This window comes from Streptomyces sp. NPDC001889 (genome assembly GCF_053594535.1).
Genome location: NZ_JBSFER010000019.1, coordinates 52,546 through 79,316, shown reverse-complemented (window position 1 = coordinate 79,316; position 26,771 = coordinate 52,546). Strand labels below are relative to the sequence as shown.

The 26,771-nt window shown below is 72.1% G+C and carries 23 protein-coding genes and 2 tRNA genes; 15 read left to right on the top strand and 10 right to left on the bottom strand.

The window, feature by feature from the left end:
- Positions 1 to 30 precede the first annotated feature (30 nt).
- On the bottom strand, positions 31 to 192 hold the full coding sequence (locus tag ACWCRA_RS22655) for a hypothetical protein (RefSeq protein WP_351545244.1): 162 nt from the start codon (positions 190 to 192) through the stop codon (positions 31 to 33).
- Positions 193 to 308: 116 nt separating this feature from the next.
- Between ACWCRA_RS22655 and ACWCRA_RS22650 the strand changes: the two genes are divergently transcribed.
- Both ACWCRA_RS22650 and ACWCRA_RS22645 read left to right on the top strand, forming a co-directional pair.
- Positions 309 to 1,679, top strand: coding sequence for an FGGY-family carbohydrate kinase (locus tag ACWCRA_RS22650; RefSeq protein WP_351545241.1), 1,371 nt, complete (start codon positions 309 to 311; stop codon positions 1,677 to 1,679).
- Positions 1,676 to 2,293 carry a histidine phosphatase family protein gene (locus ACWCRA_RS22645; protein ID WP_351545238.1) on the top strand — a complete coding sequence of 206 codons (618 nt, stop codon included), beginning with the start codon at positions 1,676 to 1,678 and terminating at the stop codon, positions 2,291 to 2,293. The genes ACWCRA_RS22650 and ACWCRA_RS22645 overlap by 4 nt, the downstream gene beginning before the upstream one ends.
- Positions 2,294 to 2,624: 331 nt before the next feature.
- Here the strand turns inward: ACWCRA_RS22645 and ACWCRA_RS22640 are convergent, their stop codons facing one another.
- Positions 2,625 to 4,055, bottom strand: a complete 1,431-nt coding sequence (locus ACWCRA_RS22640; RefSeq protein ID WP_451068446.1) for an amino acid permease — start codon at positions 4,053 to 4,055, stop codon at positions 2,625 to 2,627.
- A gap of 378 nt (positions 4,056 to 4,433) precedes the next feature.
- On the opposite strand from ACWCRA_RS22640, the gene ACWCRA_RS22635 reads away from it, so the two are divergent.
- Positions 4,434 to 5,018 (top strand): biotin transporter BioY, encoded by a 585-nt coding sequence (locus ACWCRA_RS22635; RefSeq protein WP_351545232.1) that lies wholly within the window; start codon positions 4,434 to 4,436, stop codon positions 5,016 to 5,018.
- 67 nt (positions 5,019 to 5,085) lie between these two features.
- On the opposite strand, the gene ACWCRA_RS22630 is transcribed toward ACWCRA_RS22635, so the two are convergent.
- Entirely contained in the window at positions 5,086 to 6,411 is a 1,326-nt protein-coding gene (locus ACWCRA_RS22630) for an FAD-binding oxidoreductase (protein WP_451068445.1), read from the bottom strand.
- A gap of 69 nt (positions 6,412 to 6,480) precedes the next feature.
- Positions 6,481 to 7,920: an amino acid permease gene (locus ACWCRA_RS22625; protein ID WP_351545227.1), complete on the bottom strand. Its 1,440-nt coding sequence runs from the start codon at positions 7,918 to 7,920 to the stop codon at positions 6,481 to 6,483.
- Positions 7,921 to 8,010: 90 nt separating this feature from the next.
- On the opposite strand from ACWCRA_RS22625, the gene ACWCRA_RS22620 reads away from it, so the two are divergent.
- Both ACWCRA_RS22620 and ACWCRA_RS22615 read left to right on the top strand, forming a co-directional pair.
- Positions 8,011 to 8,496, top strand: a complete 486-nt coding sequence (locus ACWCRA_RS22620) for a ribose-5-phosphate isomerase (RefSeq protein ID WP_351545224.1) — start codon at positions 8,011 to 8,013, stop codon at positions 8,494 to 8,496.
- 432 nt (positions 8,497 to 8,928) lie between these two features.
- A complete protein-coding gene (locus ACWCRA_RS22615) occupies positions 8,929 to 9,738 on the top strand; it encodes an Fpg/Nei family DNA glycosylase (RefSeq protein WP_451068444.1) in 810 nt (269 codons plus the stop codon).
- 16 nt (positions 9,739 to 9,754) lie between these two features.
- On the opposite strand, the gene ACWCRA_RS22610 is transcribed toward ACWCRA_RS22615, so the two are convergent.
- On the bottom strand, positions 9,755 to 10,984 hold the full coding sequence (locus tag ACWCRA_RS22610) for a GNAT family N-acetyltransferase (RefSeq protein WP_351545218.1): 1,230 nt from the start codon (positions 10,982 to 10,984) through the stop codon (positions 9,755 to 9,757).
- Between the two features lie 199 nt (positions 10,985 to 11,183).
- On the opposite strand from ACWCRA_RS22610, the gene ACWCRA_RS22605 reads away from it, so the two are divergent.
- Positions 11,184 to 12,329 (top strand): PP2C family protein-serine/threonine phosphatase, encoded by a 1,146-nt coding sequence (locus ACWCRA_RS22605; RefSeq protein ID WP_351545215.1) that lies wholly within the window; start codon positions 11,184 to 11,186, stop codon positions 12,327 to 12,329.
- A gap of 52 nt (positions 12,330 to 12,381) precedes the next feature.
- Here ACWCRA_RS22605 and ACWCRA_RS22600 read toward each other — a convergent pair whose 3' ends face one another.
- Positions 12,382 to 13,272 carry a lytic polysaccharide monooxygenase auxiliary activity family 9 protein gene (locus tag ACWCRA_RS22600; RefSeq protein ID WP_451068443.1) on the bottom strand — a complete coding sequence of 297 codons (891 nt, stop codon included), beginning with the start codon at positions 13,270 to 13,272 and terminating at the stop codon, positions 12,382 to 12,384.
- Positions 13,273 to 14,347: 1,075 nt separating this feature from the next.
- On the bottom strand, positions 14,348 to 14,743 hold the full coding sequence (locus tag ACWCRA_RS22595) for a peptidase inhibitor family I36 protein (protein ID WP_351545209.1): 396 nt from the start codon (positions 14,741 to 14,743) through the stop codon (positions 14,348 to 14,350).
- Between the two features lie 277 nt (positions 14,744 to 15,020).
- Here ACWCRA_RS22595 and ACWCRA_RS22590 point away from each other — a divergent pair, with 277 nt between their 5' ends.
- A complete protein-coding gene (locus ACWCRA_RS22590; RefSeq protein WP_351545478.1) occupies positions 15,021 to 15,467 on the top strand; it encodes an ATP-binding protein in 447 nt (148 codons plus the stop codon).
- 57 nt (positions 15,468 to 15,524) lie between these two features.
- Here the strand turns inward: ACWCRA_RS22590 and ACWCRA_RS22585 are convergent, their stop codons facing one another.
- A complete protein-coding gene (locus tag ACWCRA_RS22585) occupies positions 15,525 to 16,682 on the bottom strand; it encodes a cation:proton antiporter (protein WP_351545206.1) in 1,158 nt (385 codons plus the stop codon).
- 281 nt (positions 16,683 to 16,963) lie between these two features.
- Between ACWCRA_RS22585 and ACWCRA_RS22580 the strand changes: the two genes are divergently transcribed.
- The 3 genes from ACWCRA_RS22580 (at position 16,964) to ACWCRA_RS22570 (ending at position 21,028) form a co-directional block, all read left to right on the top strand.
- Positions 16,964 to 17,866, top strand: coding sequence for an ABC transporter ATP-binding protein (locus tag ACWCRA_RS22580; protein ID WP_451068476.1), 903 nt, complete (start codon positions 16,964 to 16,966; stop codon positions 17,864 to 17,866).
- Positions 17,866 to 20,319, top strand: a complete 2,454-nt coding sequence (locus ACWCRA_RS22575) for an ABC transporter permease (protein WP_351545203.1) — start codon at positions 17,866 to 17,868, stop codon at positions 20,317 to 20,319. Before ACWCRA_RS22580 ends, ACWCRA_RS22575 begins: the two co-directional genes overlap by 1 nt.
- 256 nt (positions 20,320 to 20,575) lie before the next feature.
- The gene (locus tag ACWCRA_RS22570; RefSeq protein ID WP_351545200.1) at positions 20,576 to 21,028 is read left to right on the top strand and encodes an HD domain-containing protein; all 453 of its coding nucleotides are present in this window, start codon (positions 20,576 to 20,578) and stop codon (positions 21,026 to 21,028) included.
- Between the two features lie 110 nt (positions 21,029 to 21,138).
- Here ACWCRA_RS22570 and ACWCRA_RS22565 read toward each other — a convergent pair whose 3' ends face one another.
- The gene (locus tag ACWCRA_RS22565; protein ID WP_451068442.1) at positions 21,139 to 22,323 is read right to left on the bottom strand and encodes an acyltransferase family protein; all 1,185 of its coding nucleotides are present in this window, start codon (positions 22,321 to 22,323) and stop codon (positions 21,139 to 21,141) included.
- A gap of 443 nt (positions 22,324 to 22,766) precedes the next feature.
- Here ACWCRA_RS22565 and ACWCRA_RS22560 point away from each other — a divergent pair, with 443 nt between their 5' ends.
- Positions 22,767 to 22,961, top strand: coding sequence for a hypothetical protein (locus ACWCRA_RS22560; RefSeq protein ID WP_351545194.1), 195 nt, complete (start codon positions 22,767 to 22,769; stop codon positions 22,959 to 22,961).
- Between the two features lie 100 nt (positions 22,962 to 23,061).
- On the opposite strand, the gene ACWCRA_RS22555 is transcribed toward ACWCRA_RS22560, so the two are convergent.
- Positions 23,062 to 23,135 (bottom strand) — tRNA-Gly (locus tag ACWCRA_RS22555).
- Between the two features lie 172 nt (positions 23,136 to 23,307).
- Here ACWCRA_RS22555 and ACWCRA_RS22550 point away from each other — a divergent pair.
- The 4 genes from ACWCRA_RS22550 to ACWCRA_RS22535 all read left to right on the top strand — a co-directional run bounded on the left by ACWCRA_RS22550 (position 23,308) and on the right by ACWCRA_RS22535 (position 26,721).
- Positions 23,308 to 23,384: transfer RNA gene (locus ACWCRA_RS22550), tRNA-Pro, on the top strand.
- Between the two features lie 200 nt (positions 23,385 to 23,584).
- Positions 23,585 to 25,009, top strand: coding sequence for a trigger factor (tig, locus tag ACWCRA_RS22545; protein WP_451068441.1), 1,425 nt, complete (start codon positions 23,585 to 23,587; stop codon positions 25,007 to 25,009).
- A gap of 296 nt (positions 25,010 to 25,305) precedes the next feature.
- Positions 25,306 to 25,911 carry an ATP-dependent Clp protease proteolytic subunit gene (locus ACWCRA_RS22540; protein WP_351545472.1) on the top strand — a complete coding sequence of 202 codons (606 nt, stop codon included), beginning with the start codon at positions 25,306 to 25,308 and terminating at the stop codon, positions 25,909 to 25,911.
- Between the two features lie 150 nt (positions 25,912 to 26,061).
- A complete protein-coding gene (locus ACWCRA_RS22535; protein WP_351545188.1) occupies positions 26,062 to 26,721 on the top strand; it encodes an ATP-dependent Clp protease proteolytic subunit in 660 nt (219 codons plus the stop codon).
- Positions 26,722 to 26,771 lie beyond the last annotated feature (50 nt).

The following is a 26,771-nucleotide window of genomic DNA, read 5'->3' as shown; positions in this document are numbered from 1 at the left end:
ACCGCGCGGAACCGGCGGGGGACCTCGTGCTCATCGGACGGGCGCACCCGGGGCACCGGGGAAGAAGGAGTGCAGCGGATCGTAGCCGCCGGCGGGTGCCGGCACCGGGATGCCGCGCTCGGCCGCCGCGCTCCCGCGCCGGGCGCGTACCGAAGCGGCGGAGACCTGCCGCCGGCCCGCGGGTCCTCGCATGGGAGATGAGCTTGAGACAGAGTCGGGGGACCGTCAATCCTCCGCGCACGTGTTTCCCCCGGCGGGGGGTGAGAATGCGTCAGAGGAAGCGGGCACCAGCGGCGGGAGGAACCCGTATGTGGATGGGGATCGATCTGGGCACCCAGAGCGTCCGTGCCGTCATCGCCTCGGACACCGGCGAGATCGTCGGCAGCGGCTCGGCACCGCTGACCGGCCTCCGCGACGGGGTACGCCATGAGCAGCGGCCCGCCGACTGGTGGACCGCCGTCCGCGACGCGTCCCGCGGGGCCCTGCGCCACGGCCACCGGCCCCGCGCCCTGGCGATCTGCTCCACCTCCGGGACCGTGCTGCTCACCGACGAGCGCGGCGCGCCGCTGACCCCCGCCGTGATGTACGACGACGGGCGCGCCCCGGGCCGGGGACCCGGCCGGGCCCGGCTGCTCCTCGACGCCCACGGCCCCGGGCGGATCACCCACCAGGCCGATCTGATCGCCGGCCGGCTCGCGGGCCGCCCGCTGCCCACCGACTCCAGCCACGCCCTCAAGACGGGGTACGACCCCGCGACGGGGCGCTTCACGGAGCCGGAGGTGCCGGGGCTGCCGGAGGTCGTCCGCCCGGGGACCCGGATCGGCGAGGTCGCGAGGGCCGCCGAGGCGGAGACGGGGATTCCGGCGGGGACGGCGATCGTGGCCGGAATGACCGACGGGTGCGCCGCGCAGATCGCCTCCGGGGCGCTCGCCGTCGGCTCCTGGAACTCGGTGCTCGGCACCACGCTGGTCCTCAAGGGGGTCACCGCGAGCCCGCTGCGCGACCCCTCCGGAGTGGTCTACAGCCATCTCTCTCCCGACGGGAACTGGCTGCCCGGCGGGGCCTCCAACGTCGGCGGCGGCGCCCTGCGCGCCGCCTTCCCGGACGCCGACCCGGCGGCGCTCGACGCCCTCGCCCGCGCCCATGAGCCGGCCGGCCCGGTCGCCTATCCGCTCGGCGCGCCCGGGGAGCGCTTCCCCTTCGTCGCGCCCGACGCGACCGGGTTCCTCCTCGGGACGCCGGCGTCGGACGCCGACCACTGGGCGGCCCTGCTCCAGGGCGTCGCGCTCGTCGAACGGCTCTGTCTGGACTACCTCGATCTGCTGGGGGCGCCCGTGGACGGGCCGCTCACCTTCACCGGAGGGGCGGTGCGCAGCGCGTACTGGACCCGGCTGCGGGCGGAGGTCCTGGGGCGGGCGGTCCGGGTCCCGGTCACCAGCGAGCCCGCGCTCGGGATGGCGGTCCTCGCGGCGCACGGCGCGGGCGCGGCGCCCACGCTCAGGGCGGCGGCCGAGCGGATGGTGCGGGTGCGGGAGACGGTGGAACCCGCGCGCACGGGGCGGTTCACCGGTGCGTATCTGACACTGGTCGACGAACTGGAACGGCGTGGCTGGCTGCCGGCGGAGGCGGCCGCGCACGCGCGCGTCCGCACGGAGACACCGAGAGAGCGGGAACGATGAGCGCGAGCGCGACACTGCTGCTGGCCCGGCACGGGCAGACGGTCTGGCACGCGGAGAACCGCTATGCCGGGGTGAGCGATGTGGCGCTCACCGACGAGGGGTACCGGCAGGCGCGGGAGCTGGGGGAGTGGGCGGCGCGGCACCCGGTGGACGCGATCTGGACCTCCACCGTGCCGCGCGCGATCGAGACGGCGGAACCCGCGTGCCGGGCGCTGGGGCTGACCCCGCACCGGGAGCGGGAGTTGCGCGAGTGCGACTTCGGGGTGGTGGAGGGGCGGACGCTGGCGGAGTTCGCCCGGGAGGCGCCGGGGGCGGCGGCGGCGTTCGAGGAGGACCCGGTGGGGAATCCGTTCCCGGGGGCGGAGGACCCCGTGTCGGCGGCGGCGCGGGGGGTGGGGGCGCTGCGGCGGATCGCCGAGGGGTGTTCGGGGGGGCGGGTGCTGGTGGTGGCTCACAACACGCTGATCCGGCTGGTGCTGTGTGAGTTGCTGGGGATTCCCCTGCGGGACTACCGGAGGGTCTTCCCGCGCCTCGGGAACACGGCGCTCACGGAGCTCCGCCTCACCCCCACCACCTCGTCCCTCCTCACCCTCAACCACCCCACCACCCTCTGACCTGCCCCCCCGCACCCCGTGGGCCCGGGCCCCCGCGCCTCAATCGCCGGCGAGGCTGGATTTCCTGCCTCGTCCCGTCCGGAAGGGCTGGGGCGGTGCGCCTCAATCGCCGGCGAGGCTGAGTAAACCCAGCCCGTCCGGCGTTTGAGGACGGACCCTGTGCCACAGGTCGCCGCATCCCGCGGGCCCGGGTCGGGGGCCGGTCCACGAACCCCCGCGCCTCAATCGCCGGCGAGGCTGAGTAAACCCAGCCCGTCCGGCGTTTGAGGACGGACCCTGTGCCACAGGACCCCGTACGGTGCGGGCCCGGGGCGCCGGCTTCAGGCAGGGGTCAGGCGCGGCGGGTCGACAGGCGCTGCCTGATCACTCCCACCACCACCAACCCCACCGTCAGCACCCCCGTGTAGTACAACTGCGTCCGGGTCTCCCCCTCCCGCGCCATCAGCACGAACACCCCCACCATCGCCACCAGCGCCGCCCACGTCAGCCCCGGGTACAGCCACATCCGCACCACCAGGCGCGACGGGTCCTCCCGTTCCGTGCGGCGGCGCAGGATCAGCTGGGAGACGCCGACGAAGAACCACACCACCAGGATGATCGCGCCGATCATGTTCAGCAGCCACATGAAGACATCGTCCGGGCGCCAGTAGCTCAGCAGCACGCACAGGAAGCCGAACCCCGACGACACCACCACCGCCGTCATCGGCACGCCCTTGTGCAGACGGCCGAGCGCCCTCGGGCCCTGGCCGCGTCCCACCAGGGAGCACGACATCCGCGACGCCGCGTAGATGTTCGCGTTCATCGCGGAGAGCAGCGCGATCAGGATGACCACGTTCATGATCTCCCCGGCCGCCGGGATGCCCAGATGGTCGAGGGTGGCGACATACGGCCCCTGCTCCACCACCTTCGGGTCGTCCCACGGCACCAGCGTCACCACCACCGCCATCGACCCGACGTAGAAGATCGCGATCCGCCACATCGCCGTGCGCACCGCCCTGGCGACCCCGCGCACCGGGTGCTCCGACTCCGCCGCCGCGATGGTCACCGTCTCCAGGCCGCCGTAGGCGAAGACCGACGCCAGCAGGCCGAACACCAGCCCCTCGGTCCCGTTGGGCAGGAAACCGCCCTCCCCGGTGAGGTTCGCGGTCCCGGGAGCCTCACCCCCGCCGGGCAGCAGCCCGGTGATCGCGAGGACCCCGATCCCGAGGAAGAGTACGATCGCGCCGACCTTCAGCGCCGCGAACCAGAACTCGAACTCGCCGAAGTTCTTCACCGCCGCGAGGTTCGCCGCGCAGAACGCCACGGTGAAGAGCGCGACCCACGCCCACTCGGGCGTCCCCGGCAGCCAGCCGACCATGATCTTCGCCGCGCCGATCCCCTCCAGACCGACGACCACACAGAGCAGGAACCAGTAGATCCAGCCGGAGGCGAACCCGGCCCAGGGCCCTATCGCCCGTTCCGCGTGGACGGAGAAGGTGCCGGACGCCGGGTTCGCCGCCGACATCTCCCCGAGCATCCGCATCACCAGCATCACGAGCAGCCCGGAGAGCGCGTACGCGATGATGATCGACGGCCCGGCCTGGGCGATGCCCGCGCCGGAGCCGACGAAGAGCCCCGCGCCGATGACCCCGCCGAGGGCGATCATCGACAGATGGCGCTGCTTCAGACCGTGGGCGAGCCCCTGGGACGCGGGGTCGCCGCCGGAGGGGGAGCCGGGCTGCGGCGCCGGGGCCGGCGTCTGGGACGCCGAAGTCTTGGACATGGGGGTGGCCCTGTTCCGGTAGCTGACGGAGAGCGGAGCTCAAAGTGAGCATGCGCGCCGATCGGAGGGCAACCAAGGTCCATCAAACGATCACAGACCTCACACGAAGTACACAATTGCGCACAGAGTGCAGGCAGCTTACGCATATTCACCAGCTTTGGCAGAACCCTACAGCGCCTCCCGTACCCGCCCCCACCGCACACCCGCCCCCACCTCCGTGACGAGCGTCACCTCCCCGGGCGCATGAACCCCATGCTTTGTTTGATCCCCATGAACCCCGCACACCGTGCTTTGTCGGCGCCTGACGGTGATCCGGCGAAACCCGGTGGGCTACGGTCACTCTGACCCTCCCCCTCCCCTCGCCTCCGCGGAGTCCCGATGAGCACTGCCACTGCCACCACCCGTCCGGGCGCGGTCCTCGCGGACCTGCTCCCCGCCTCCCGCACCCGGGACATCGCCCTGGTCGTCGGAGGCGCGGCCCTCACCGGCATAGCCGCCCAGATCGCCCTCCCGATCCCCGGCTCCCCGGTCCCGGTCTCCGGCCAGACCTTCGCCGCCCTCCTCGTGGGCACCACCCTCGGCGCGCGGCGCGGCTTCCTCTCCCTCGGGCTGTACGCGGTGGCGGGCATGGCGGGCATGCCCTGGTTCGCGGAGGGCCAGTCCGGCTGGTCGATGCCGTCCTTCGGCTACATCCTCGGCATGCTGCTCGCCACCACCGTCGTCGGCGCGCTCGCCCGGCGCGGCGCCGACCGCTCCGTCCCGCGCATGGCGGGCGCCATGGTGGCCGGGTCGGCGATCGTCTACGCGATCGGTGTCCCCTATCTCGCCCTGGCCACCGGGATGACCCTCCCGCAGGCGGTCGCGGCGGGCCTCACCCCGTTCCTGATCGGCGACGCGCTCAAGGCGGCGCTGGCGATGGGCGTCCTGCCGACGGCCTGGAAGCTGCTCGGCAACCGCGACTGACCGCCTCGCCGGCGCACTCCGCCCGGTCCGGTCCACCCCGGGCCGGGCGGAGTGCGTCCGGCGCGGATCACTCCCCGAACGCGTACCCCCGCCGGAACACATTCCCCGGGTCGTACCGCCGCTTGACCCGCGCCAGCCGGGCCCGTGCCTCCCCGGAGCCGTAGATCCCCTCCGGCCGGTCCGCGGCGCCGAAGGCGAAGTTCAGCGAGCGCCCCAGGACCGCCGGGCCGAGCAGTCCGTACACCTCCCTGTGCTGGGCCCGGATCGCCGCCACATCCGTCCCGGGCGACAGCGGGGAGAGCATCCGCACCAGATACCGGGCCTGTCGGTGCGGTACCGCGTTGGCCCGGGGAATCGCCAGCGCCCCGCCCAGATGGCTGATCTGCGTCACCGTCCACACCGGCTGCGCCGGCCCGGTCGCCCTCAGCAGCCGTACGGCGGTCCCCGGGTCCAGGCCGCTCACCATCGCGCTGTCCCCGTAGTACGGATGGGGCTGCTCCGGATCGCTGTGGATCGTCGCGCCCTCGGTGTACGGCAGCTCCCGCAGCGAGTCCCCGAGCGCGGGCCCGATCGCCCGCAGCGGGGCCACCAGCCGCTCGCCCTCCTCCCGCGACCCGGTGAAGGCGACCCGGACGGAAGCGGTGTACCGGCCGCGCAGCTCCGCCGGGACCATGGGCAGATCCGGGTAGGTCAGCACGGCCAGCCCCGACGTCAGCGTGTCCGGCAGCCCCCGGGTCCACTCCAGATAGGCGCGCAGGGCCGGCTCCACCAGCGCGTCGCCGAAGAGGATCGAGCCTCCGTACAGCCGGGTCACCGGCACCAGGCCCGTCTCGATCGCCGTGACGACACCGAGCTGGGCGCCGCCGCCGAGCAGGGCCCCGTACAGCTCCCCGTCGGCGGCCGTCACCCGGCGCGGCTCGCCGTCGGCCGTGACCACCTCGATGGCCCGCACATGGTCGGCGGCATAGCCGAACTCCCTGGCCAGCAGTCCGATGCCGCCGCCCAGGGTGGAGGAGACGGCCCCGACGCCGGGCGCCGAGCCGCTGAGCGGGGCGAGCCCGTGCGGGGCCGCCGCCTCGACGACCCGGCCCCAGCGGACCCCGGCCCCGACGCGCGCGGTGCGCGTGGACGGATCGATACGGAGTCCGTCCATCCGGCGGGTGGTGATCAGGACTCCGCCCTCGGCCGGCCCCGGCAGCCCGTGGCCGGTGGCCTGGACGCCGACGGGGAGCCCGAGCCCGGCCGCGTACCGCACGGCGCGGCCCACGTCCTCGGGGCCGGTGGCACCGACCACCAGCTCGGGCCGCAGGGCGAAACCGGTCTGGAAGCCGGCCGTCTCCTCGTCGTATCCGGGGTCCCCGGGGCGGAAGGTGTGCGCTGCGATGAAGGTCATGGCGCGGAGACTGCCGTCCCAACCTGACACCTTCCGTCAGGTATCCCCGGAAGCCGTCCGCCCGAGGGATCAGCCGGCCGTCTCCCGGCGCCGCTTCGAGGACCGCTCACGGGCCACCGAGATCCCCACCACCACCGCCGCGACCAGCAGCGAGAGCAGCATCTGCTCCCGTCCGGTGTCGCTGAAGAGCATATAGACGATGATAAAAGTGATCATTCCGATGGTCGCCCAGGTCAGCCCGGGGAAGAGCCACATCCGGACCGTGAGCCGCTCCGGCGACTCCCGCTCGATGATCCTCCGCATCCGCAGCTGTGTGCAGCAGATCACCAGCCAGACGAAGAGGGCCACGGCTCCGGAGGAGTTGATCAGGAACGCGAAGATGGTGTCCGGCCAGCGGTAGTTGAAGAAGACGGCGAGAAAGCCGAAGAGCACCGAGGAGAGGATCGCCGCCCGGGGCACACCCCTGGAGTCGGTCCGGGCGAAGGACTTCGGCGCGTCGCCGCGCTGCCCCAGCGAGAACGCCATCCGGGACGCGGTGTACAGCCCCGAGTTGAGACAGGACAGCACGGCGGTCAGCACGATCACATTCATGATCTGCCCGGCGTGCGGGATGCCGATGGAGTCGAGCGCGGCGATGTAGGAGCCGTCCTCGGTGATCGCCTTGTCGTTCCACGGCAGCAGCGTCAGGACCACGAAGATCGAGCCCAGGTAGAAGACGGCGATCCGCCAGATCACACTGTTGGTCGCCTTGGCCACGGCCCGCCGCGGGTCCGCCGACTCACCCGCCGCGAGGGTGACGATCTCGCTGCCCATGAAGGAGAAGACCACCAGCAGCACCCCGGTGAGCACCGCTCCGTACCCCTTCGGGAAGAAGCCCCCGGAGTCGGTCAGATGGGCGAATCCGGCACCCGGGTTGTCGGAGCCGGGCAGCAGACCGAAGACCGCGAGGAGTCCGATGACGACGAAACCGGCGATCGCCACCACCTTGATCCCGGCGAACCAGAACTCGAACTCCCCGTACGACCCCACCGAGGCCAGATTGGTCGCGGTCAGCACCACCATCACGATCAGCGCCCACGCCCACTGCGGCACCGCCGGAAGCCAGCCCTCCAGGATCACCGCCCCGGCCGTCGCCTCCACGGCCAGCACCACGACCCAGAAGAACCAGTAGAGCCAGCCGATCGAGAACCCGGCCCAGCGGCCCAGCGCGCGGTCGGCGTACTCGGAGAACGAACCGGAGGCCGGGTTGGCGGCGGCCATCTCGCCGAGCATCCGCATCACCAGCACGACGAGCGCGCCGACGAGCGCGTACGAGAGCAGAATGGCGGGCCCGGCCGCCGCTATCCCGGCCCCGGAGCCGACGAAGAGCCCGGCGCCGATCACCCCGCCGATGGCGATCATGGAGAGATGGCGGTTCTTGAGGCCCGGCTTGAGACCGTCGTCGGGCTGGGGCTTTCCGGGGTCGCCGGGCTGCCCGCCCTTCGTGGCCGTGGTGGACTGCGAGGTCATGAGGATTCCTAGAGGGTTGGGAACCATGTGGTCACCGAAGTGCTGACCCCGCTGACGATTACCCGGCTCCTCGCGTGCCACACTCGGAGCATGCGCGTGTACCTCGGTTCCGACCATGCCGGATACGAACTCAAGAACCACCTCGCCGAGTGGCTCAGGGCCCACGGCCACGACCCCGTCGACTGCGGCCCCCACATCTACGACGCCCAGGACGACTACCCGCCCTTCTGCCTCCGCGCGGCGGAGCGCACGGCGGCCGACCCCGGGAGCCTCGGCATCGTGATCGGCGGCTCCGGGAACGGCGAGCAGATCGCGGCGAACAAGGTGAAGGGGGTGCGGGCGGCGCTGGCGTGGAGCGAGCAGACGGCGGCGCTGGGGCGGGAGCACAACAACGCGAACGTGGTGGCGATCGGGGGGCGGATGCACTCGGTTGAGGAGTCCACGAAGTTCGTGGAGATCTTCCTCGGGACGCCGTACTCGGGGGAGGAGCGGCACACCCGCCGCATCGAGATGCTGACGGAGTACGAGACCACCGGGGCCCTCCCGCCCATCCCGGCGCACCACCCCCAGCCCTGACCGTCCCCACCTCGCCGGCCCGCTGACGCGGAAGCCCCGCCGCGCCGGGGGATCTGAGCGAACCCGGCTCCACCGGAGTTGGGGCGGTACCACCTCAGCTCTTCCGGGCGGGCGGAGGTGCGAAATTCAGCCTCGCCGGCGTTTGAGGCGCGGGGGTTCGGGGGTCGGCCCCCGACCGTGGCCCGCAGCGTGCGGGCTACCTGTGGACCAGGGTCCGTCCTCAAACTCCCCCGGAGCTGCCTCTGGGAGGTGCCCCCGGACGGGCTGGGTTTGCTCGGGTTGCCTGTGGACCAGGGTCCGTCCTCAAGCTTCCCCGGAGCTGCCTCTGGGAGGTGCCCCCGGGCGGGCTGACCTACAGGCCCGGGGCGGGGGCGGGCCCGTAGAGACGAAGGCCCCCGCACACCGAGCAGCCCCCGCACAGAGAAGGCCCCCGTGCCCGAAGGACACACCATTCATCGGCTCGCCGCCGACCACCGCGCCCACTTCCTGGCGCGCCCCCTCCGCGTCACCAGCCCGCAGGGCAAGTTCTCCGGCTCCGCCGCCCTGCTCGACCGCCAGGTCATGACCGACGCCGAGGCCCACGGCAAACACCTCTTCCTCGGCTTCGGCCCCCTCGGCTGGATTCACATCCACCTCGGCCTCTTCGGCAAGGTCGGCTTCGGCACCACCCCCGCCCACCCGCCCACCGACACCGTCCGCCTCCGGCTCGCCGACCCCGAGGCGTATGTCGATCTGCGCGGCCCCACCACCTGCGCCCTGATCACCGACGCGGAGAAGTCCGCGGTGCACGACCGGCTGGGCCCCGACCCCCTGCGCGAGGACGGCGACCCGGACGCCGTCTGGCACCGGATCTCCCGTTCCCGTACGACCATCGCGGCCCTGCTGATGGACCAGAAGGTCATCGCGGGCGTCGGCAACGTCTACCGCGCCGAGGTCCTCTTCCGCCACGGCATCAACCCCTACCGCCCCGGCCGCGACCTCACCCGCGCCGAGTGGGACGCCATCTGGGCGGATCTCGCCGGGCTGATGCGCGAGGGCGTACGGAACAACCGCATCGACACCGTCCGGCCCGAGCACACCCCCGAGGCCATGGGCCGCGAACCCCGGGTGGACGACCACGGCGGCGAGGTCTACGTCTACCGCCGTGCCCGGATGCCCTGCCTCATCTGCGCCACCGAGATCCGCACCGAGGGTCTCGCCGCCCGCAACCTCTTCTGGTGCCCCGGCTGCCAGCGCCGCTGACACCGGAAGACCGACCCTAGAACCCGTGCGCCATCCAGGGCGCGACCTCGCTCCCGAAGGCGAGCGAGGCCGCCGCCAGCGCCCCCGGGGCGATCTCCCGCACCCGCCCCGCCGCGGCGAGTTCCCGCAGGGAGAACCCGCCCAGATAGGCCGTGCCCAGCTCCCGCACGGTCAGCGCCAGCTCCGCCGCGTCCGTGGTGCGTTCGCAGGACGCCCCCTTCGGGTCCCCGCTCAGCCGCCACCGCCCCGAGTTCCACGGGCAGAAGGCGTCCTCCACCTCGATGACCACATCCACCGGCGCCCGGTAGGTCCGCGCCGCGAGGGCGGCCCCCACCTCCACCACCCGCACATGGAGCCCGTCCCAGGGCCGCCGCCCGCAGCGCCGCACATCGGTCACGAGGTGCTGCCAGGCGTCGTCCGCGGGCCGGTTGCCCAGGCTCACCCTCGATGTGAGGTCGGTTCCGAGGAGGAACCGCAGCAGCGCCGCGTACGCCCCCGGCTCCACGGCCTGGAGGTCCTGGACCTCCACCGATCCGTCGGGGCCGGCGTCGTTCCAGGACGGGCGGAGGCGGAAGAGTGCGTATCCGAGGGTCTCCCCGTCCCGCTCGGCGAGGACGCACTGGAGCGGGGAGGCGCCCGCCTGGTCGGCCGGGGTGTCGAGGATCTGGAACCGCTCCCACCCGGGCAGCCGGGCGATCATCCCGGGGCGCCCGGGGACCTGCCGGGCGTAGACCGCCTCGATCTCCGCGAGCCCGTCCTGCGGCCGTGTCCCGCGCAGCCGGACCGTGTCGGTGTCCGCCGGCACCGTGAGCCCCACCCGGGCCGTGTCGATCTCGGCCTTGAGCTGACTGGTCGCCATGCCGTAGCCGAACCGTCCGTAGATCCCGGGCTCCGACGCGGTCAGCGCGGCCAGGGGCTCGCCCCACGCGCGTATGTCGTCGAGCTGGCGGCGCATCATCGCGGTGAGCAGACCGCGCCGGCGGTGCGTCCCGGCCACGCTCACCATCGTCACCCCCGCGACCGGCACCCCCGACCCGCCGGGCACGGTCATCCGGAACCCCACCGACCCGGCTGTGCCCACGCACGCGTCGCCGTCCCAGAGCGCGAGCGAGCGGTCGAGGTCGGTGATCGTGCGCACCAGCTCGCGGCGCTCCGGAGGGGCCGCGACACCTCCGAACGCCAGTTCCAGTGCGGCGTACCACTTGTCCCACTCGGACCCTTGCAACACACGCAGCTCAGTCGTCATGCCCCATCCCTACCAGGGCCGCCGGTGCGGTGGCGATCCCGGCGCGGATGGCCGGTCCCCCGGGACTCAGCGCGCGTAGAGCTGATGTCATATGCCATGACGACGAAGCGCTACATCGACAGAGCGATCCCCTCGCGAGGACGATGTCGCAGGGGTCCCTCTGCACGGATGGGCGATGGATCGATAAGGTCACACGACAATGGCTCATGGCGCAGGAGTGGATTCGTTCCGGGCCCGGTTGCGGAAGGCGGTGCACCGGGTACGCATCGCGCTGCGCAGGTCCGCCGTCGACTACTTCCGGGGTGACGGCTCCGACACCCTCGCCCTCGCGGGTCTGCTGCTGACGGTCCCCGCCCTCACCTGGGGCACCACGGTGATGCCCGAGTGGATCTCACCCGCCGCGCTGGTCCTGCCGATCGTGGCGGGCGCGCTGCTGCTGCGCCCGGCGAGCCTGCTCGGGCTGTACGCGGCCTGCGCGGGCGGCCTGATCGTGGAGACCTTCGCCCTCGGCCCCTATACGGACGGCCCCGCCCGGGTCACCCCCGGCACCGTCCTGGTGGTCGCGGCGGCCGGGTTCTTCGGGCTGCTGATCGCCCAGTTCCGGGCGCGGGTCGGGGTGCCCTGGCGGCGCGGCGGCACCATGCTCTTCGACCTCCGCGAACGCATCCGGGTCCAGAGTGCCCTGCCCCGGCTGCCCAAGGGCTGGCACCGCGAGATGGCGCTGCGGCCGGCCGGCGGGCAGTCGTTCTCGGGTGACTTCGTGGTCGCGGCGAGAACCAACGGCGGGCGGACCCTGGAGATCGTCCTGACCGATGTCTCCGGCAAGGGCATGGACGCGGCCTCCCGCGCACTGCTGCTGTCCGGCGCGTTCGGCGGACTGCTGGGCTCCCTCCCGCCGCACCGCTTTCTGCACGCCGCCAACGGGTATCTGCTCCGCCAGGACTGGGACGAGGGCTTCGCGACCTCGATCCACCTCGTCCTGGACCTGGAGTCCGGCGACTACGAACTCCTCTCGGCGGGCCATCTCCCCGCCCTTCAGCTCAGCGCCGGCACCGGCCGCTGGGAGGAGATGACCGGCGAGGGACCCCTCCTGGGCGTCTACGACGGCGCCCAGTTCGACCCGGTGAAGGGGTCCCTGCGGCCCGGCGATGTGCTGATGCTCTTCACCGACGGTCTGGTGGAGTCCCCGGACCGCGATCTCAGCGAGGGCATGGACCGGCTGACCGGCGAGGCCGACCGCTATGTCACGGCCGGTTTCGAGGGCGCGGCCTGGCATCTGATCGAGGCCGTCGCCAAGGACGTCAACGACGACCGGGCCCTGCTGATCCTCTGCCGCGAGGCCTGAGGCTGAGCCTGCCCCTGCCCCCGAGCCCGCCGGTTCCGGCCCCCGGCCGGGGTCAGCGGCGGTGGCGGTGTTCCTGCTGCTGGGGCGGCCGGAGCGTCGCGAGCGCGCCCAGGACCAGCACCGCGAGCACTCCCGCGCCCCCGGCGACGACCGCGAGGGAGACGCCCTCCTCGCTCTCCTCCTCTCCCTCGGCCCGCGCGGACGGCTCCGTCGCCGGGGCCGCCGACGGGGTGTCCAGCACACTGACCGGGCTCTGCTTGCCGTAGAGGCCGAAGCTGCCGCTCTCCGGCGCCTGGCCGGTGAGGAGCACGTCCGAGCACGCGAAGTACGTGTCCGGCGAATCCGAGGTCCGCCACACGGTGTAGAGGACATGGGGGCCGGTCAGGCCGGCCGGCACCGTCGCGTCGATCCGGTACTCGCCGTTCTCCGCCGGAGGGTTCAGCACCTCGGCGAACGGCTCGGCCGCCAGATCCGACCAGCGCAGCGGCTGACCGGGGTCATAACCCTCACGGGTGAGGTACAGCTCGAATGTTCCCTTGTGCGGGACGGAGCCGCGGTACCGGAGGGTGAACGGCTCGCCCGCGACCAGCTCGGCCGAGGGCCAGTCGGTGCGTACGGCGTCCAGGCCCCGGTAGCCGTCCAGGCCCGCGCTGCAGAGCTGTCCGTCGGGTATCAGCTCGCGTTCCCTGCCCTGGACCCCGGAGACCTTCAGGCCGTTCCAGGCGCCGAGCGGGGCACCGCCGTTGGCGGCGACGGCGGCCCGGCAGGCCGCCGAGTCCCGTTCCGGTCCCTCGGTGGTGCACGCGGCGGTCCGGCTCACCGGATCGACCGGGGCTCCATGGGCGTACGCGGTCCAGGGGGCGGCCGCCGCGAGCAGCACGGGTACGGCCATGACCGCGGCGCAGCGCAGGGCGAGGGCGGTGGCGGTGCGGGGGTCGATCATCTTTGGCAGACCTCCTTGTCGGCCCGGTGGCCTGCCGTCGATTACGGATGTGCCCGGTGAAGCGTTCACTTCACAGCTGGACGGGCGGCTTCCGTCACGGACGGCGACGACAGGTGTACCGGTGGCAGCATCCTTGTGGCCGGAAAGGTCCCCCGCAATGCCCTGGTCCGGAGAAAATCAACCGATTTCCCGGCGGCGGGTGAGGTGGGCCTCATGTCCCGGTTTGATCAACGGGGTTGGGCCGTGTGGAAGGTGCTTGGACGCGCCTGGAGCGGAGTTCGGGGAAGGGGGTTCCCGGGCAGGTGGGCGCGGGAGAGCGGCCGATGCGGCTCCCGTGGGGTCCGGGTGCGCGGCTCGGTTGCGCCCGAGGTCGGGCAGGGGTGTGCCGATGGTTCTGAGGGCGCCGTAAACCGTCGAGTTCGCGCCGTCGGGCACGCGCCCTGGGGTGGCCAGACTCTATCGGTCCGAAAGTCGCCGCGGAAGGAGTTGCCTCAGCCGGCGGAAGCTGCCCCGGGTTGAAGCCCGGCGCCACGGGAGGCCCGAGCCGACCGTGCCCGTCTGGGGGCACCCCCCCAGAGGCAGCTCCGGAAGAGCTTGAGGACGGACCCGCACACCCTCAGCCCGTCCGGCGCTTGAGAACGGCCCCCGCACACCCTCAGCCTGTCCTGCGTTTGAGGACGGACCCCGCGCCACGGGCGACCCGAGCAAACCCAGCCCGTCCGGCAAACCCAGCCCGTCCGGCGTTTGAGGACGGACCCCGCGCCACGGGCAACCCGAGTAATCCCAGCCTGTCCGGCGCTTGAGGACGGACCCCGCGCCACGGGCAACCCGAGCAAACCCAGCCCGTCCGGCGTTTGAGGACGGCCCCTGTGCCACAGGACCCCGCACCCTGCGGGCGACGGTCGGGGGCCAGCCCCCGAACCCCCGCGCCTCAAACGCCGGCGAGGCTGAGTGGTGCGGCTCAATCGCCGGCGGGGCTGAGTGGTGCGGCTCGACGCTGAAGGGGGCCGGCTGGGCGCTCCTCAGGCGCCCGAGGGGCGAGGGCGGTCCGGCTCGCCCGGCCCCCCGGGCCGGCTCACCAGCACTCGACGGATGACGCCGTGTCGTTCTCCGAGGGCAGCACCTGCACCCGGTTCCCGTCCCGCATGTCGTGGATGGCGCCGCCCCGGTAGGAGTCCGACCACCAGTCGCACACCTGCCCGGTGTCGTTGGACCACGACGACATCCGGTCGTTGAAGCCGTGGTCCCCGAGCCAGCCGACATAGGTGTCCGCCGACAGCGCGACCCCGCCGCCGGTGAAGTTGTGGTCCCGGTAGAGACAGAGACTCCGGGCCGGACAGTCCGAGCCGGAGAAGGAGGTCACCGAGGCGGACAGGGACGCCGGCGGGGACGAGTGCGCGGCGGTCGCGGGGGCCGCGGACGGGCCGGCGATCAGGGTCACCGCGGCGGCGAGCAGCGCGATACGGCGCATGGGGAACCTCCGGAAGGCAGGGGGGAGAAGGGAGTCGGGCCGGTCGCCGGCCCGCACCCGGGTTACCCGGCCCGCCGCCCCGTACCCTCGGCCCCGCCGCTCTTCACCCCAAGGTGTCGCGCCGGAGCGCCGCCGTTGACGGCTCGGCGCTCCTGTCCGCACTCCGGACGGGGAGTCATCACTAGACCGCGGTCCAGTGGGGAAACAAAGAACTAACCCTGCCCCACCGGGAGATATCGTGCATTTGATCGACCCAGTGTCCGCCTCCAGCTACCGGATGCGCTTCACCGCGGGTGAGCACTCCGCCTGCCATCTGCGCCGCATCATCCGCGCGTACCTGAAAATCTGGACCCTGGAGGAGCTGACCGACTCCGCCGAATCCGCCGTCACCGAACTGCTCGCCAATGTGGTGCGCCATGTCCCCGACCGCCGGTGCGCGCTGGTGATACTGCGGCTGCCGTGGGGGGTGCGCGTCGAGGTGAGCGACGGCTGGCACCGTCTGCCCGAGTCCCCCGCCCCCGATGCCGCCGTTCCGGCCCTGGTGCCGGCTCCCGCCCCGGTGCCCGCGCGCGCCGAGCGGGTCGATCCCTTCGCCCTGGAGGAGAGCGGGCGCGGGCTGCTGCTGGTCGAGGCGGTGGCCGACCGCTGGGGTGTGGTCCCGCTGGCGGCGGGCGGCAAGACCGTGTGGTTCGAGTGCGAGGCGAAGAAACCCGCCGGTCTGTGAACGCACGGGTGCCCCGGGTCCCGGCCGCTCACGGCCGGGACCCGGGGCACTCGCCGCTCAGAGCGGGGCGGGTTCCGCGGTGCGCCCCGGCAGGATGCGCGCCAGCAGGTGGGACCGCCCGGCCACCAGCGGTGCGAGCACGGCCAGGACGAGTACGTACCCCGCGATGAACGGCGAGAGCCGCTCGTCGAGTCCGGCCGCCGCCGCCATGGTGGCGAGGATCAGCGCGAACTCGCCGCGTGCCAGCAGCGTGGTGGAGATGTTCGCGGCCGGCCCGGGGCCGAAGCGGTAGAGCCGGGCGGCGGCCAGTCCCGCCAGGACGTTCATCACCAGCGTCACCGCCACGGCGACGAGCACCGGCCAGAGCACGGTCGGCAGATCGCCGGGGTCGATCGAGAGACCGAAGGCGAAGAAGAAGATGGCGCCGAAGGCGTCCCGGAGCGGGTGGACGAGCTTCAGGATGCGTTCGCCCGAGGTCGTGCTGCCGAGCATCAGACCGACCATGAAGGCGCCGATCGCGTCCGCGACCCCGAACCACTCCGACACCCCGGCCATGAAGACGGCCGCGCCCAGGAAGGAGATGACGAGCAGTTCGTCGTCCCGGGTGTTGATGAGCCGTCCGATGACCTTGGTGCCGAAGCGGGCGGCCAGGGCGAGCAGCAGCAGGAAGCCGAAGGCCTTGCCGGCGTCCATGACGGCCGCGGAGAGGCTGTCGGCGCCGGACAGGATGGGCTGGAGCGCGGCGAGGTAGAGCGCCAGGAAGATGTCCTCGACCACGATGATGCCGAGGATGGGTTTGGTCTCGGGGTTGCCGATGCGTCCGAGGTCGACCAGCACCTTGGTGACGATGGCGGACGAGGAGATGCCGAGGACTCCCGCGAGGACCAGCGCCTCCGACGTGCCCCAGCCGAGCGCGAAGCCGAAGCCGAGACCCGCGCCGACGTTGAGGACCAGATAGGCGCCGCCGGCCATGGCCATCCGCTTGCCGCCGGCCTTCAGATCGTCGAGGTGGAATTCGAGACCGAGGTAGAAGAGGAGCAGGACCAGGCCGAGGGCCGAGAGCATCTCCAGATCGTGCGGGTCCGAGAGGAGCACGATGCCGGGGGTGTGGGGGCCGAGCAGGATTCCGGCCAGGATGAACAGGGGGATCGTCGGCAGGCCGATACGGCCGCCGAGGCGGGCGAGCAGTGCGGCGGCGAGGAACGCGCCGCCCATGGCGATGAGAGTGTCTGCGTGTCCGATGGGATCGTCCTCCGTTGGGAGTCAAGAGGGCGTCAAGAAACCGTCAGTAATTAGTTTACCAAATGATTGTCGTCCGCAACTATATCGGGTCGATAACGTCGGCGACAGAGGGCCCCGAGGGGAGCGGCCCCGAGCGAGGTGGGTGGGGTTCTCCCCACCCGCGATCCGCCAGCAGCCGCCATGGTCCACACCCCTGCCGAATCCGTAACTTCAAGGCGTTGACCTGCACAGTTACCAACAAGGCGGAGGACACGATGGGGCTGCGGCGCAGCAAGCGGCGGACCACTGGGGACATGGGGGACGCACGGCGGGCGGCCGGCCACGGCGTGCGGAACCCGGCCGCCGGGCCGTCGTACGCCCCGGCCGCCGGGCCGTACGCCCCGACCGCCGGCCGGGGGGCGGCGGTCGAACTGACCGGTGTCCGCCGTCAGTACGGCAAGGGCGGCGGAGCCGTCCACGCGCTGCGGGGCATCGACCTCGTCCTGCCGCACGGCAGCTTCACGGCCGTCATGGGCCCCTCCGGCTCCGGGAAGTCCACCTTCCTCCAGTGCGCCGCCGGGCTCGACCGGCCCACCGCCGGGTCGGTGCGCCTCGGCGGCACCGAGATCACCGGGATGAGCGAGAACAGGCTCACCGTGCTCCGCCGGACCCGGCTCGGCTTTGTCTTCCAGGCCTTCAACCTGCTGCCCTCGCTGACCGTCGAGCAGAATGTGCTGCTGCCGATGCGGCTCGCGGGGCAGCGCCCCGACCGCCGCCGGGCCGCCGAGGTGCTCGCCCAGGTCGGCCTCGGGGACAAGGGCCGGCGCCGGCCCGCCGAACTCTCCGGCGGCCAGCAGCAGCGCGTCGCCATGGCGCGGGCCCTGGTCACCCGCCCCGATGTGGTCTTCGCCGACGAACCCACCGGGGCGCTGGACACCACCACCGCCGCCGAGGTCCTCACCCTGCTGCGCTCCGCCGTGGACGGCCTCGGCGCCACCGTCGTCATGGTCACCCACGACCCGGTGGCCGCCGGCTACGCCGACCAGGTTCTCTTTCTCGCCGACGGCTCGATCGCCGACAGCCTCGTCGCCGCGGACGCGGCGCGGATCGCCGCCCGGATGACCTCGCTGACCGGGCCCGCGTCCGCGTCCGCGGCGTACGCCGGGGTGGCCGCCTGATGTTCCGTACCAACGGGCTGGCCCGCGCGGCCATCCGCTTCCGGCCCTCCTCGTTCGTGGGCACCTTCGTCGCCCTGCTGCTGACCGCCGGCATCGTCGCCGCCTGCGGCATCATGCTGGAGAGCGGGATACGGGCCACGGCGCCGCCACAGCGGTACGCGGGCGCCCCGGTCGTCGTCGAGGCCGACCAGCGCAGCCACCTCTGGGTCGGCAGGGGCCAGGAGCGGTTCGACAACTACGCCGACCTCCCCGACCGGGCCCGGCTGGACGCCTCCCTGCTGAGGAAGGCCGCCGCCGTCCCCGGCGCCGCCCGGGCCGTCCCGGACGTCACCTTTCCCGTACGGGAGGGGAACACCCCGCTGACGGCCGCGGGCTGGGGCTCCACCGCCTTCACCGGTACGGAACTCACCGCCGGGACCGCGCCCGGCGCGGGCGAGGTGGTGCTCGGCGCGGGCACGGCCCGCACCGGTGACCGGGTCACCCTCGAAACCCCCGCCGGGAAGCGCGCCTTCACCGTTTCCGGGCTCACGAAGGGCCCCGGGGCCTGGTTCGGCGACACCGAGGCGGTCGCGCTCTCCGGGCACCCCGGGAAGCTGGACGCCATCGCCGTCCTGCCCGAGCGCGGCACCTCCGCCGACACCCTCGCCGGACGGCTCACCGGCACCTTCGGCAGCGGCCACGACAAGCCCAAGGTCTACACCGGGGACGACCGGGGCGGGGTCGAGAACACCGGTCTCGCCTCCGCGAAGACCCTGCTCACCGCCATCGGCGGCTCCTTCGGCGGGATGGCCGCCCTGGTCGCCGTCTTCACCGCCGCCGGGACCGTGGCGCTCTCGGTGGGGCTGCGGCGACGCGAGTTCGCCCTGCTGCGCGCCATCGGCGCGACCCCCTGGCAGGTGCGCCGCTCGATCGCGACGGAGGCCCTGCTGGTCGCCCCGCTCGCGGGGGCCCTCGGCTGTCTGCCCGGTGTGGCGCTGGCCTCCTGGTGGATCGGCGAACTCCGCTCCCGGGGCGCGATCCCGGGGGCCGTGGAGATCAGTATCGGCTGGATACCGCCGGCCGCCGCCGTGCTGACCGTGATCCTCACCGCGCTCCTCGCCGGGTTCCTGGCCGCCCGCAGGCCCTCGAAGATCAAGCCGGGGCAGGCGCTGGCGGACGCCTCCGTGGAACGGACCGGTTTTGGCCGGGTCCGTACGCCGCTGGGGATCGCCGCCGCCGCGGGCGGGGTGGTCTTCGCCGGGGTCGCCGCCCACGAGACCGGCGAGAACGCGGCCAACGCGGCTCTCGGGGTCGTGATGCTCTTCATGCTCGCGGTGGCGCTGCTCGGTCCGCTGATCGCCCGGCTCTGCGCGGAGCTGTTCGGGCTGCCGCTGCGGATGGCGGGGGCGGCGGCCTCGCTCGCGGTCGCCAACTCCGCCACCAACGCGCGGCGGCTCGCCTCCGCGATCACCCCGATCGTGCTGGCCGTGGCCTTCTCCTCGGTCCTGGTCTTCCTCCAGACCAGCACCGAGCGGGCGACCGAGCGCCAGCAGCGCGCGGGGATCACGGCGGATCATGTGGTGACCGGCCGGGACGGCATGCTCCCGCTGGACGCCGCCGAGCGCGCGGCGCGGACGGAAGGGGTCACGGCGGCGGTCTCGCTGCTGCGCACCTCCGTCCTGGTGAAGGCCACATCCGGCCCCGAGGACTCGCTGGTCGAGGCGTCGGCCCAGGGCGTCGGCGGCAGGCCGGCGGATCTGGCGCGGGTGCAGGACCTGGATGTGCGGGAGGGCTCGCTCGCGGGCCTGAGGCCCGGGGCGGTCGCGCTGGACGCGGGGCTCGCGGACTCCGCCGGCGTGCGGCTGGGGGAGCGGCTGGACTTCCGGCTGCCGGACGGGACCCCCTCGTCCGCGACGGTGGTCGCGCTGTACGGGCGCGGGCTCGGGCTCTCCCAGCTCACCCTTCCGGCGGCGGGGCTCACCGCGCACGTCTCCTCGCCCTACCCGCGGGACCTGCTGGTCCGCGCGGCTCCGGAGGCGGCGGGGGAGCTGTCCGCGCTGGGGGCGGTGCGGGACCGGGACGGGTACGCGGCCGACCGCAGCATGGACCGTGAGATGAACGCGTGGGCGAATCTCACGATGGCGGCGATCCTCGGCGGGTTCGCCGCGGTGGCGGCGGGCAACACCCTCGTCATGACGGTGCTGGACCGCCGCCGCGAGCTGGGGATGCTGAGGCTGATCGGGTCGACGCGGCGGCAGGTGCTGGGGATGATCCGGTGGGAGGCGCTGCTGGTGAGTGCGGCGGGGGTGGTGCTGGGGACGGGGATCGCGCTGGCGACGCTCGTCCCGATGACGAAGGGGCTCACCGGGGAGGCCCCCCACATCCCGCCGGAGCTGTACGCGTCGCTGGTGGCGGCGGTCCTGGCACTCGGTCTCACGACCACCCACCTCCCCGCCCGAGCGGCCCTCCGCTGAGCAGCCGGCCCAGGCCCGTGGGCTCGCGCTCCCCGCCCGGCGCGGCCCCCGGTGCCCGGGGGCGCGTCCTCAATCGCCGGACGGGCCGGGTCGATCCGCTGGGCGGGCACCCGCTCCCCGGCCCGTCCGGGGGAGTTCGAGGACGGACCCTGTGTCCCGGGGGCCCACGCCGGGCGGGGGAGCCTCCCCGCCGGCCCGTCCGGCGCCGCCCACAGCGCGGAGGCGTCCCCGCGGCGGCGGTCGTAGAGTCGGGGGCATGGCCCCCGTGCTCACCCTCGCCGAGATCGAGTCCCTCGCCCGCCGCTCCCACGCGGGACAGACCGACAAGTCCGGCCGCCCCTGCGCCGAACACCTCGCCGCCGTCGCCGACGGCGTCCGCGCGCGGGGCGGCAGCGAGGAGCAGATCGCCGCCGGGTGGCTGCACGACGCGCTGGAGGACCACGCCCTCTCGCTCGACTGGCTCCAGACCGCCCCGCTGCACCAGTCCGTCAGGGACATGGTCCTCGCCCTCACCCGGGGCGAGGGCGAGGACCTGGAGTCCTACACCCGGCGCATCCTCACCACCCCGGGCGCCCTCCTCGTCAAGGAGGCCGACCTCGCGAGCAACACCGACCCGGCGCGGCTCGCCGCCCTCGACGAGGAGACCCGGGCCCGGCTGACCGCCAAATACGCCAGAACCCGCGCCCTCCTCGGCCTCGACCAGCCCTAGGCCGTCTCTTTCGGATCAGGCCGGATCGGTGAGCGAGCCCCGGCACCGCGCCCCGCCGCGTTGTCGTCAGTCCCCGCTCCCTGTTCCGGCCCGATCCACGAGAAACCGCCCTAGCGCTTGGGCCCCAGCTCGGCGGCGTCCCGCCGGAACGCCCACTCCATGTCCGGCTCCGTCGCCCAGCGCAGCGCCCTCCGCACCGGGGGCGTGCAGAGCAGGGTCACCATGACCGCAGTCACCAGGGTCAGCAGGATCTCCCCGGCCGGCTCGCTCAGCCAGGCGTGCGTCTCGAAGAACCCGGTGTACTCCGCGGCCTTCAGCGGCAGCCCGTGCAGCAGATAGCCGCAGATGGTGCCCACACCCAGCACGGTGAACCAGGTCCGGTGCCGCGGCACCCACGCCAGGAACCCCGCGGTGAGCAGCGCCCCGAGCCCGAACATCGTGACCGTGGTCACCGCCCCGGTCCACCAGGGCATCCCCAGCTCCTGCGCGCTGTCGGAGCGGTAGAACCACCCCAGCGCCAGATGCGGGGAGACCCAGTACGCCAGCCCCAGAGCCCCGGCGAAGAGCGGCACCGCGAGCATCCGCACCTCCGGCCGGCGCACCAGCTGGAAGTGCTCCGGCTTGAGCACCAGGCCCAGCACGAAGAAGGGCAGGAACTGGAGCACCCGCTGAAGGTTGAGATCCTCCCCGATGTCCGGGGACATGCTCGCCAGCGCGGCGATGACGGTCGACACCGGCAGCGGATACCGGATCATCCGCCACAGCGGCGTCGTCAGCCGCCAGACGAAGAGCGCGGCCAGGAACCAGGTCAGATAGAAGGGGTCGAGCAGACTGATCGGCTGGCCGGGGTCGTCCAGCGAGATCCGTACGAGTGAGTAGGCCAGCTCGAAGACGACATACGGCAGGGCGATGCCGGTCAGCAGCCGTCTCAGCTGGTGCGGGCGCCCCGAGTAGCTCCGCGAGAAGTAGCCGGAGATCACGATGAACGCCGGCATGTGGAACGTATAGACGACGAGGTACAGCGCACGTGTCGCGCGACTGCCCTCCATCACCGGCTCCCAGGCGTGCGCGATGGCGACGAGCACGATGGCCAGGTACTTCGCGTTGTCGAAGAACGGGTCCCGCCCGGGGGACGCGGCGGGTGCCGGAGCCGTCTTCGGCCGGGGCCTCTCCGCGGTCAGCAGCGAGGATCTGACGGGGGCGGTGGACGTGGGGGTCGTGGGGGCGAGGTCCGGGTCCGGCTCCCGGGCCTTGGGGCCGGGGGCCCTGCGATATCCATCCGGAGCGTGGAACATTCGAGGCACCTTAGTCGGGAGGATTGGAATTCGTAAAACCCCTCTGCGCCTTCCCCGTATTCGCATCCCAAACCTTGGCAAACTGTCCACTATGCCCCAATTAATACCCCTTAAATAGGGCATATCAATACGAGTTTGTGACCCTGTGAAATATCTCGCTGCCAGGTTTGGATTTCTCGTGACCGATGTGTGTCCACATGGCAACGATCAGGCCGAATTCCTTCCCGCATTCCCCGCCCCGCCGGCCGCACCCTCCGTGGCCGACCCCCCGGGCCAGCGGCGATGGCGGCCCACGACCGGCGGATGGCGTGATTCCGCCCCCTGCGTTCCGTCAGGTGGCGGCATGGAACCGGCTGTTGGTGGCACGATGGTCTTGAGGCGGGGGTACACGCGCAGCCGAATGTCCCCGGCCGGCAAGGGGACCGACCGAGGGTGTGATCAGTTTGGCCATTTCACTGTCTGCGGTGCTGCTGTTGGGAATCATCCTCGTTGTCATGATTCGCTCAGGGCAGCTCAAGGGCGGCCCGGCCATCATCCCGATACTGTTCGGCTTCTTCCTCGCCTCGTCGGGCATGGCCCCGTCCATCGAGCGCTTCCTCAACTCGATAGCGGCGACGATCAACGACATCAGCTTCTGACGAGCCGCGCGCGACCGCGCGGACGGCGGCGGAAGCGCGTGGAAGCCCTCGGGCCCGGTCGCGCTGGACGGCGACCGGGCCCGAGGGCTTCTTCTGCGATTGGAGCGGGCGACGGGAATCGAACCCGCGTAGCTAGTTTGGAAGACTAGGGCTCTACCATTGAGCTACGCCCGCATGCACCGCGAGTGATACGGGCGACTGCCCGACCGCGGTACGAGAAGCATCGTAGCGGGTCCGGGACGCGCACCGCACACCCCGTCCGACAGCCGTTCGGGCGAGCGCGTGGCCGCCGCGGAAAACCGGCCCCCGCCGCCCTGGCGAGCATGTACCCTACGTGTCGCACCGGCGGGGTGTGGCGCAGCTTGGTAGCGCGTCCGCTTTGGGAGCGGAAGGTCGTCGGTTCGAATCCGGCCACCCCGACCACGATCATCACGGGACCCCACAAGATCGCGTTGTGGGGCTCATCCTGCGTGCGGCTACTATGCAAGCTGCGTGCCCGCGTGTCCGGCGATGAGTCCGACCGAGTGAGACGACTGAGACGACGATCCGGGCCGATCAGCCGAGCCGCCGCCTGTGCGGCGGATGCGGCAGAAACCAGAATCAGCCACCAAGGAGACCGAACCGTGAAGAGCGCCGTAGAGACCCTGAACCCGACCCGGGTTCGGCTCACTGTCGAGGTGCCCTTCGAGGAGCTCAAGGACAGCCTCGACGCGGCGTACAAGAAGATCAACCAGCAGGTCACGGTGAAGGGCTTCCGCAAGGGGAAGATCCCGGCGCGCGTCATCGACCAGCGGTTCGGCCGTGGTGCAGTGCTGGAGGAAGCCGTCAACGACGCTCTCCCGAAGTTCTACACCGAGGCGGTCAACGAGGCGGAGATCAACCCGCTGGGCCAGCCCGAGGTCGACATCACGGAGCTGAAGGACGGCGAGACGCTGAACTTCACCGCCGAGGTCGACATCCGTCCGGTCATCGAGATCCCGGACTACTCCGGCATCGAGGTCACCGTTGACGCGGTCGAGGTCACCGACGAGGACGTCGACAAGGCCGTGGAGGAGCTGCGCGAGCGCTTCGCCTCCACCACCCCGGTCGAGCGTGCCGCCGAGGACGGCGACATCGTCACCCTGGACCTGGAGGCCAAGGTCGAGGGCGAGGTCCTGGAGGACGGCGTCGCGACCGCGGTTCCGTACACCATCGGTTCCGGTGAGCTGCTGGACGGCATCGACGACGCCGTGAAGGGCCTGGAGGCCGGTGGCGAGGCCACCTTCACCTCCCAGCTCAAGGGCGGCTCGGCCGAGGGCAAGGACGCCGAGGTCACCGTGAAGGTCACCGCGGTCGCCAAGCGTGAGCTGCCCGAGCTGGACGACGACTTCGCCCAGCTCGCGAGCGAGTTCGACACCCTGGACGAGCTGAAGGCCGACAGCCGCAAGCGCCTCGGCTCCATGAAGCAGTACGACCAGGCCACCCAGGCGCAGGAGCGCGTCCTGGAGGAGCTCCTCAAGATCACCGAGGTGCCGATCCCCGAGAAGCTGCTCGCGGACGAGATCAACACCCGCAAGCACAACCTCGAGCACCACCAGCTCGGCCAGATGGGCATCGACCTCGCGAAGTACCTGGAGATCCAGGGCAAGACCGAGGAGGAGTTCACCACCGAGACCGAGGAAGCCGCGGTCAAGGGGATCAAGACCCAGTTCATCCTCGACGAGCTGGTCTCCAAGGAGAAGCTGAACGTCAACCAGGAGGAGCTCACCGAGCACCTCATGCGCCGCGCCAGCTCCTCCGGCATGAGCCCGGACCAGTTCGCCCAGGCCGTCGTCGAGGGCAACCAGGTCCCGATGCTCGTCGGCGAGGTCGCCCGCGGCAAGGCGCTGGCCCTGGTCGTCGAGTCCGCCAAGGTCACCGACACCAACGGTGAGGCCGTCGACCTCGACGACGACGAGGACGAGGCCGCCGAGACCACCGAGGCCACGGCCGCGGAGGCCGGCGACGCCGCCGAGGCCGAGGCCAAGGACGACAAGGGTGCGAAGGGCGAGGACAAGCCGGAGGCCTGAGCCCCCCCGCTGAACCCTCCCTCCCGTACAGCCGTACCACCGTGCACAGGGCCCGGACGCCACCCGCGTCCGGGCCCTGTGCCATGGGCGGCCGTGGCGGACCCGTGCGCGGGGCTCAACCCTCCCTCCCGCACCTTGCGCTCCCAGCGAACAGTTCGGGAACCGGGATGGCGTTGTCCGACCTGCGCGTTAGGGTCCATGAGTACGAGGGCAGGGGAGTACCCGCCCTCGGTTACGAAGACGCTGAGACGGCAGGCAGCCGTCAGAGACGAGCAGGTGGATACGTGACGAATCTGATGCCTTACGCCGCCGGTGAGCCGTCCTTCGGTGGTGGCCTCGGCGACCAGGTCTACAGCCGGCTGCTCGGCGAGCGCATCATCTTCCTCGGCCAGCAGGTCGACGACGACATCGCCAACAAGATCACCGCACAGCTGCTGCTCCTTGCCGCTGACCCCGACAAGGACATCTACCTCTACATCAACAGCCCCGGTGGCTCGGTGACGGCCGGCATGGCGGTCTACGACACCATGCAGTACATCCCGAACGACGTGGTGACCATCGGCATGGGCATGGCGGCCTCCATGGGCCAGTTCCTGCTGACCGGTGGCGCGGCGGGCAAGCGTTTCGCGCTGCCCAACACCGACATCCTCATGCACCAGGGCTCGGCCGGTCTCGGCGGCACCGCCTCCGACATCAAGATCCAGGCCGAGTATCTGCTGCGCACCAAGCAGCGCATGGCGGAGATCACCGCGCACCACTCCGGCCAGACCGTCGAGACGATCATCCGCGACGGTGACCGCGACCGCTGGTTCACCTCCGAGGAGGCCAAGGAGTACGGCCTCATCGACGAGATCATCTCCGCCGCGTCGGGTGTTCCGGGCGGCGGCGGCACCGGCGCCTGAGCCGGCGGCACCGATCCGCTCGGCCCGCGGGGGCCCGCGCGCCGAGCGCCCCGGCCCCGGCCGCCCCTCACCCCACCACTCCACCCCTCGAAACGCTGCGAACGCCCGCGAAACGTTCCGCAGAACGCCACCAGGACGGTGAACACCCACATGAGCAACAACTCCGCGAGCGGCCTCTACACCGGCCCGCAGCTGGACAACCGCTATGTCGTCCCCCGCTTCGTCGAGCGCACCTCCCAGGGCGTGCGCGAGTACGACCCGTACGCGAAGCTGTTCGAGGAGCGCATCATCTTCCTCGGCGTGCAGATCGACGACGCCTCCGCCAACGACGTCATGGCACAGCTCCTCTGCCTGGAGTCGATGGACCCCGACCGTGACATCTCCATCTACATCAACAGCCCCGGTGGCTCCTTCACCGCGCTGACCGCGATCTACGACACCATGCAGTTCGTGAAGCCGGACATCCAGACGGTCTGCATGGGCCAGGCGGCCTCCGCCGCGGCCGTGCTGCTCGCCGCCGGCACCCCCGGCAAGCGGATGGCCCTGCCGCACACCCGGGTCCTGATCCACCAGCCGTCCTCGCAGACCGGCCGGGAGCAGCTCTCCGACCTGGAGATCGCCGCCAAGGAGATCCTCCGGATGCGGGAGCAGCTGGAGGAGATGCTGGCCAAGCACTCCACCACCCCGATCGAGAAGGTCCGCGACGACATCGAGCGGGACAAGATCCTGACCGCCGAGGAGGCGCTGGCGTACGGTCTGGTCGACCAGATCGTCTCCACCCGCAAGACCACCGCGGCGGCGGCCGCCTGACCCGCGCACAGCCCTTGGCGCGGGTCATGACACGATTCCCCTCCGGGAGC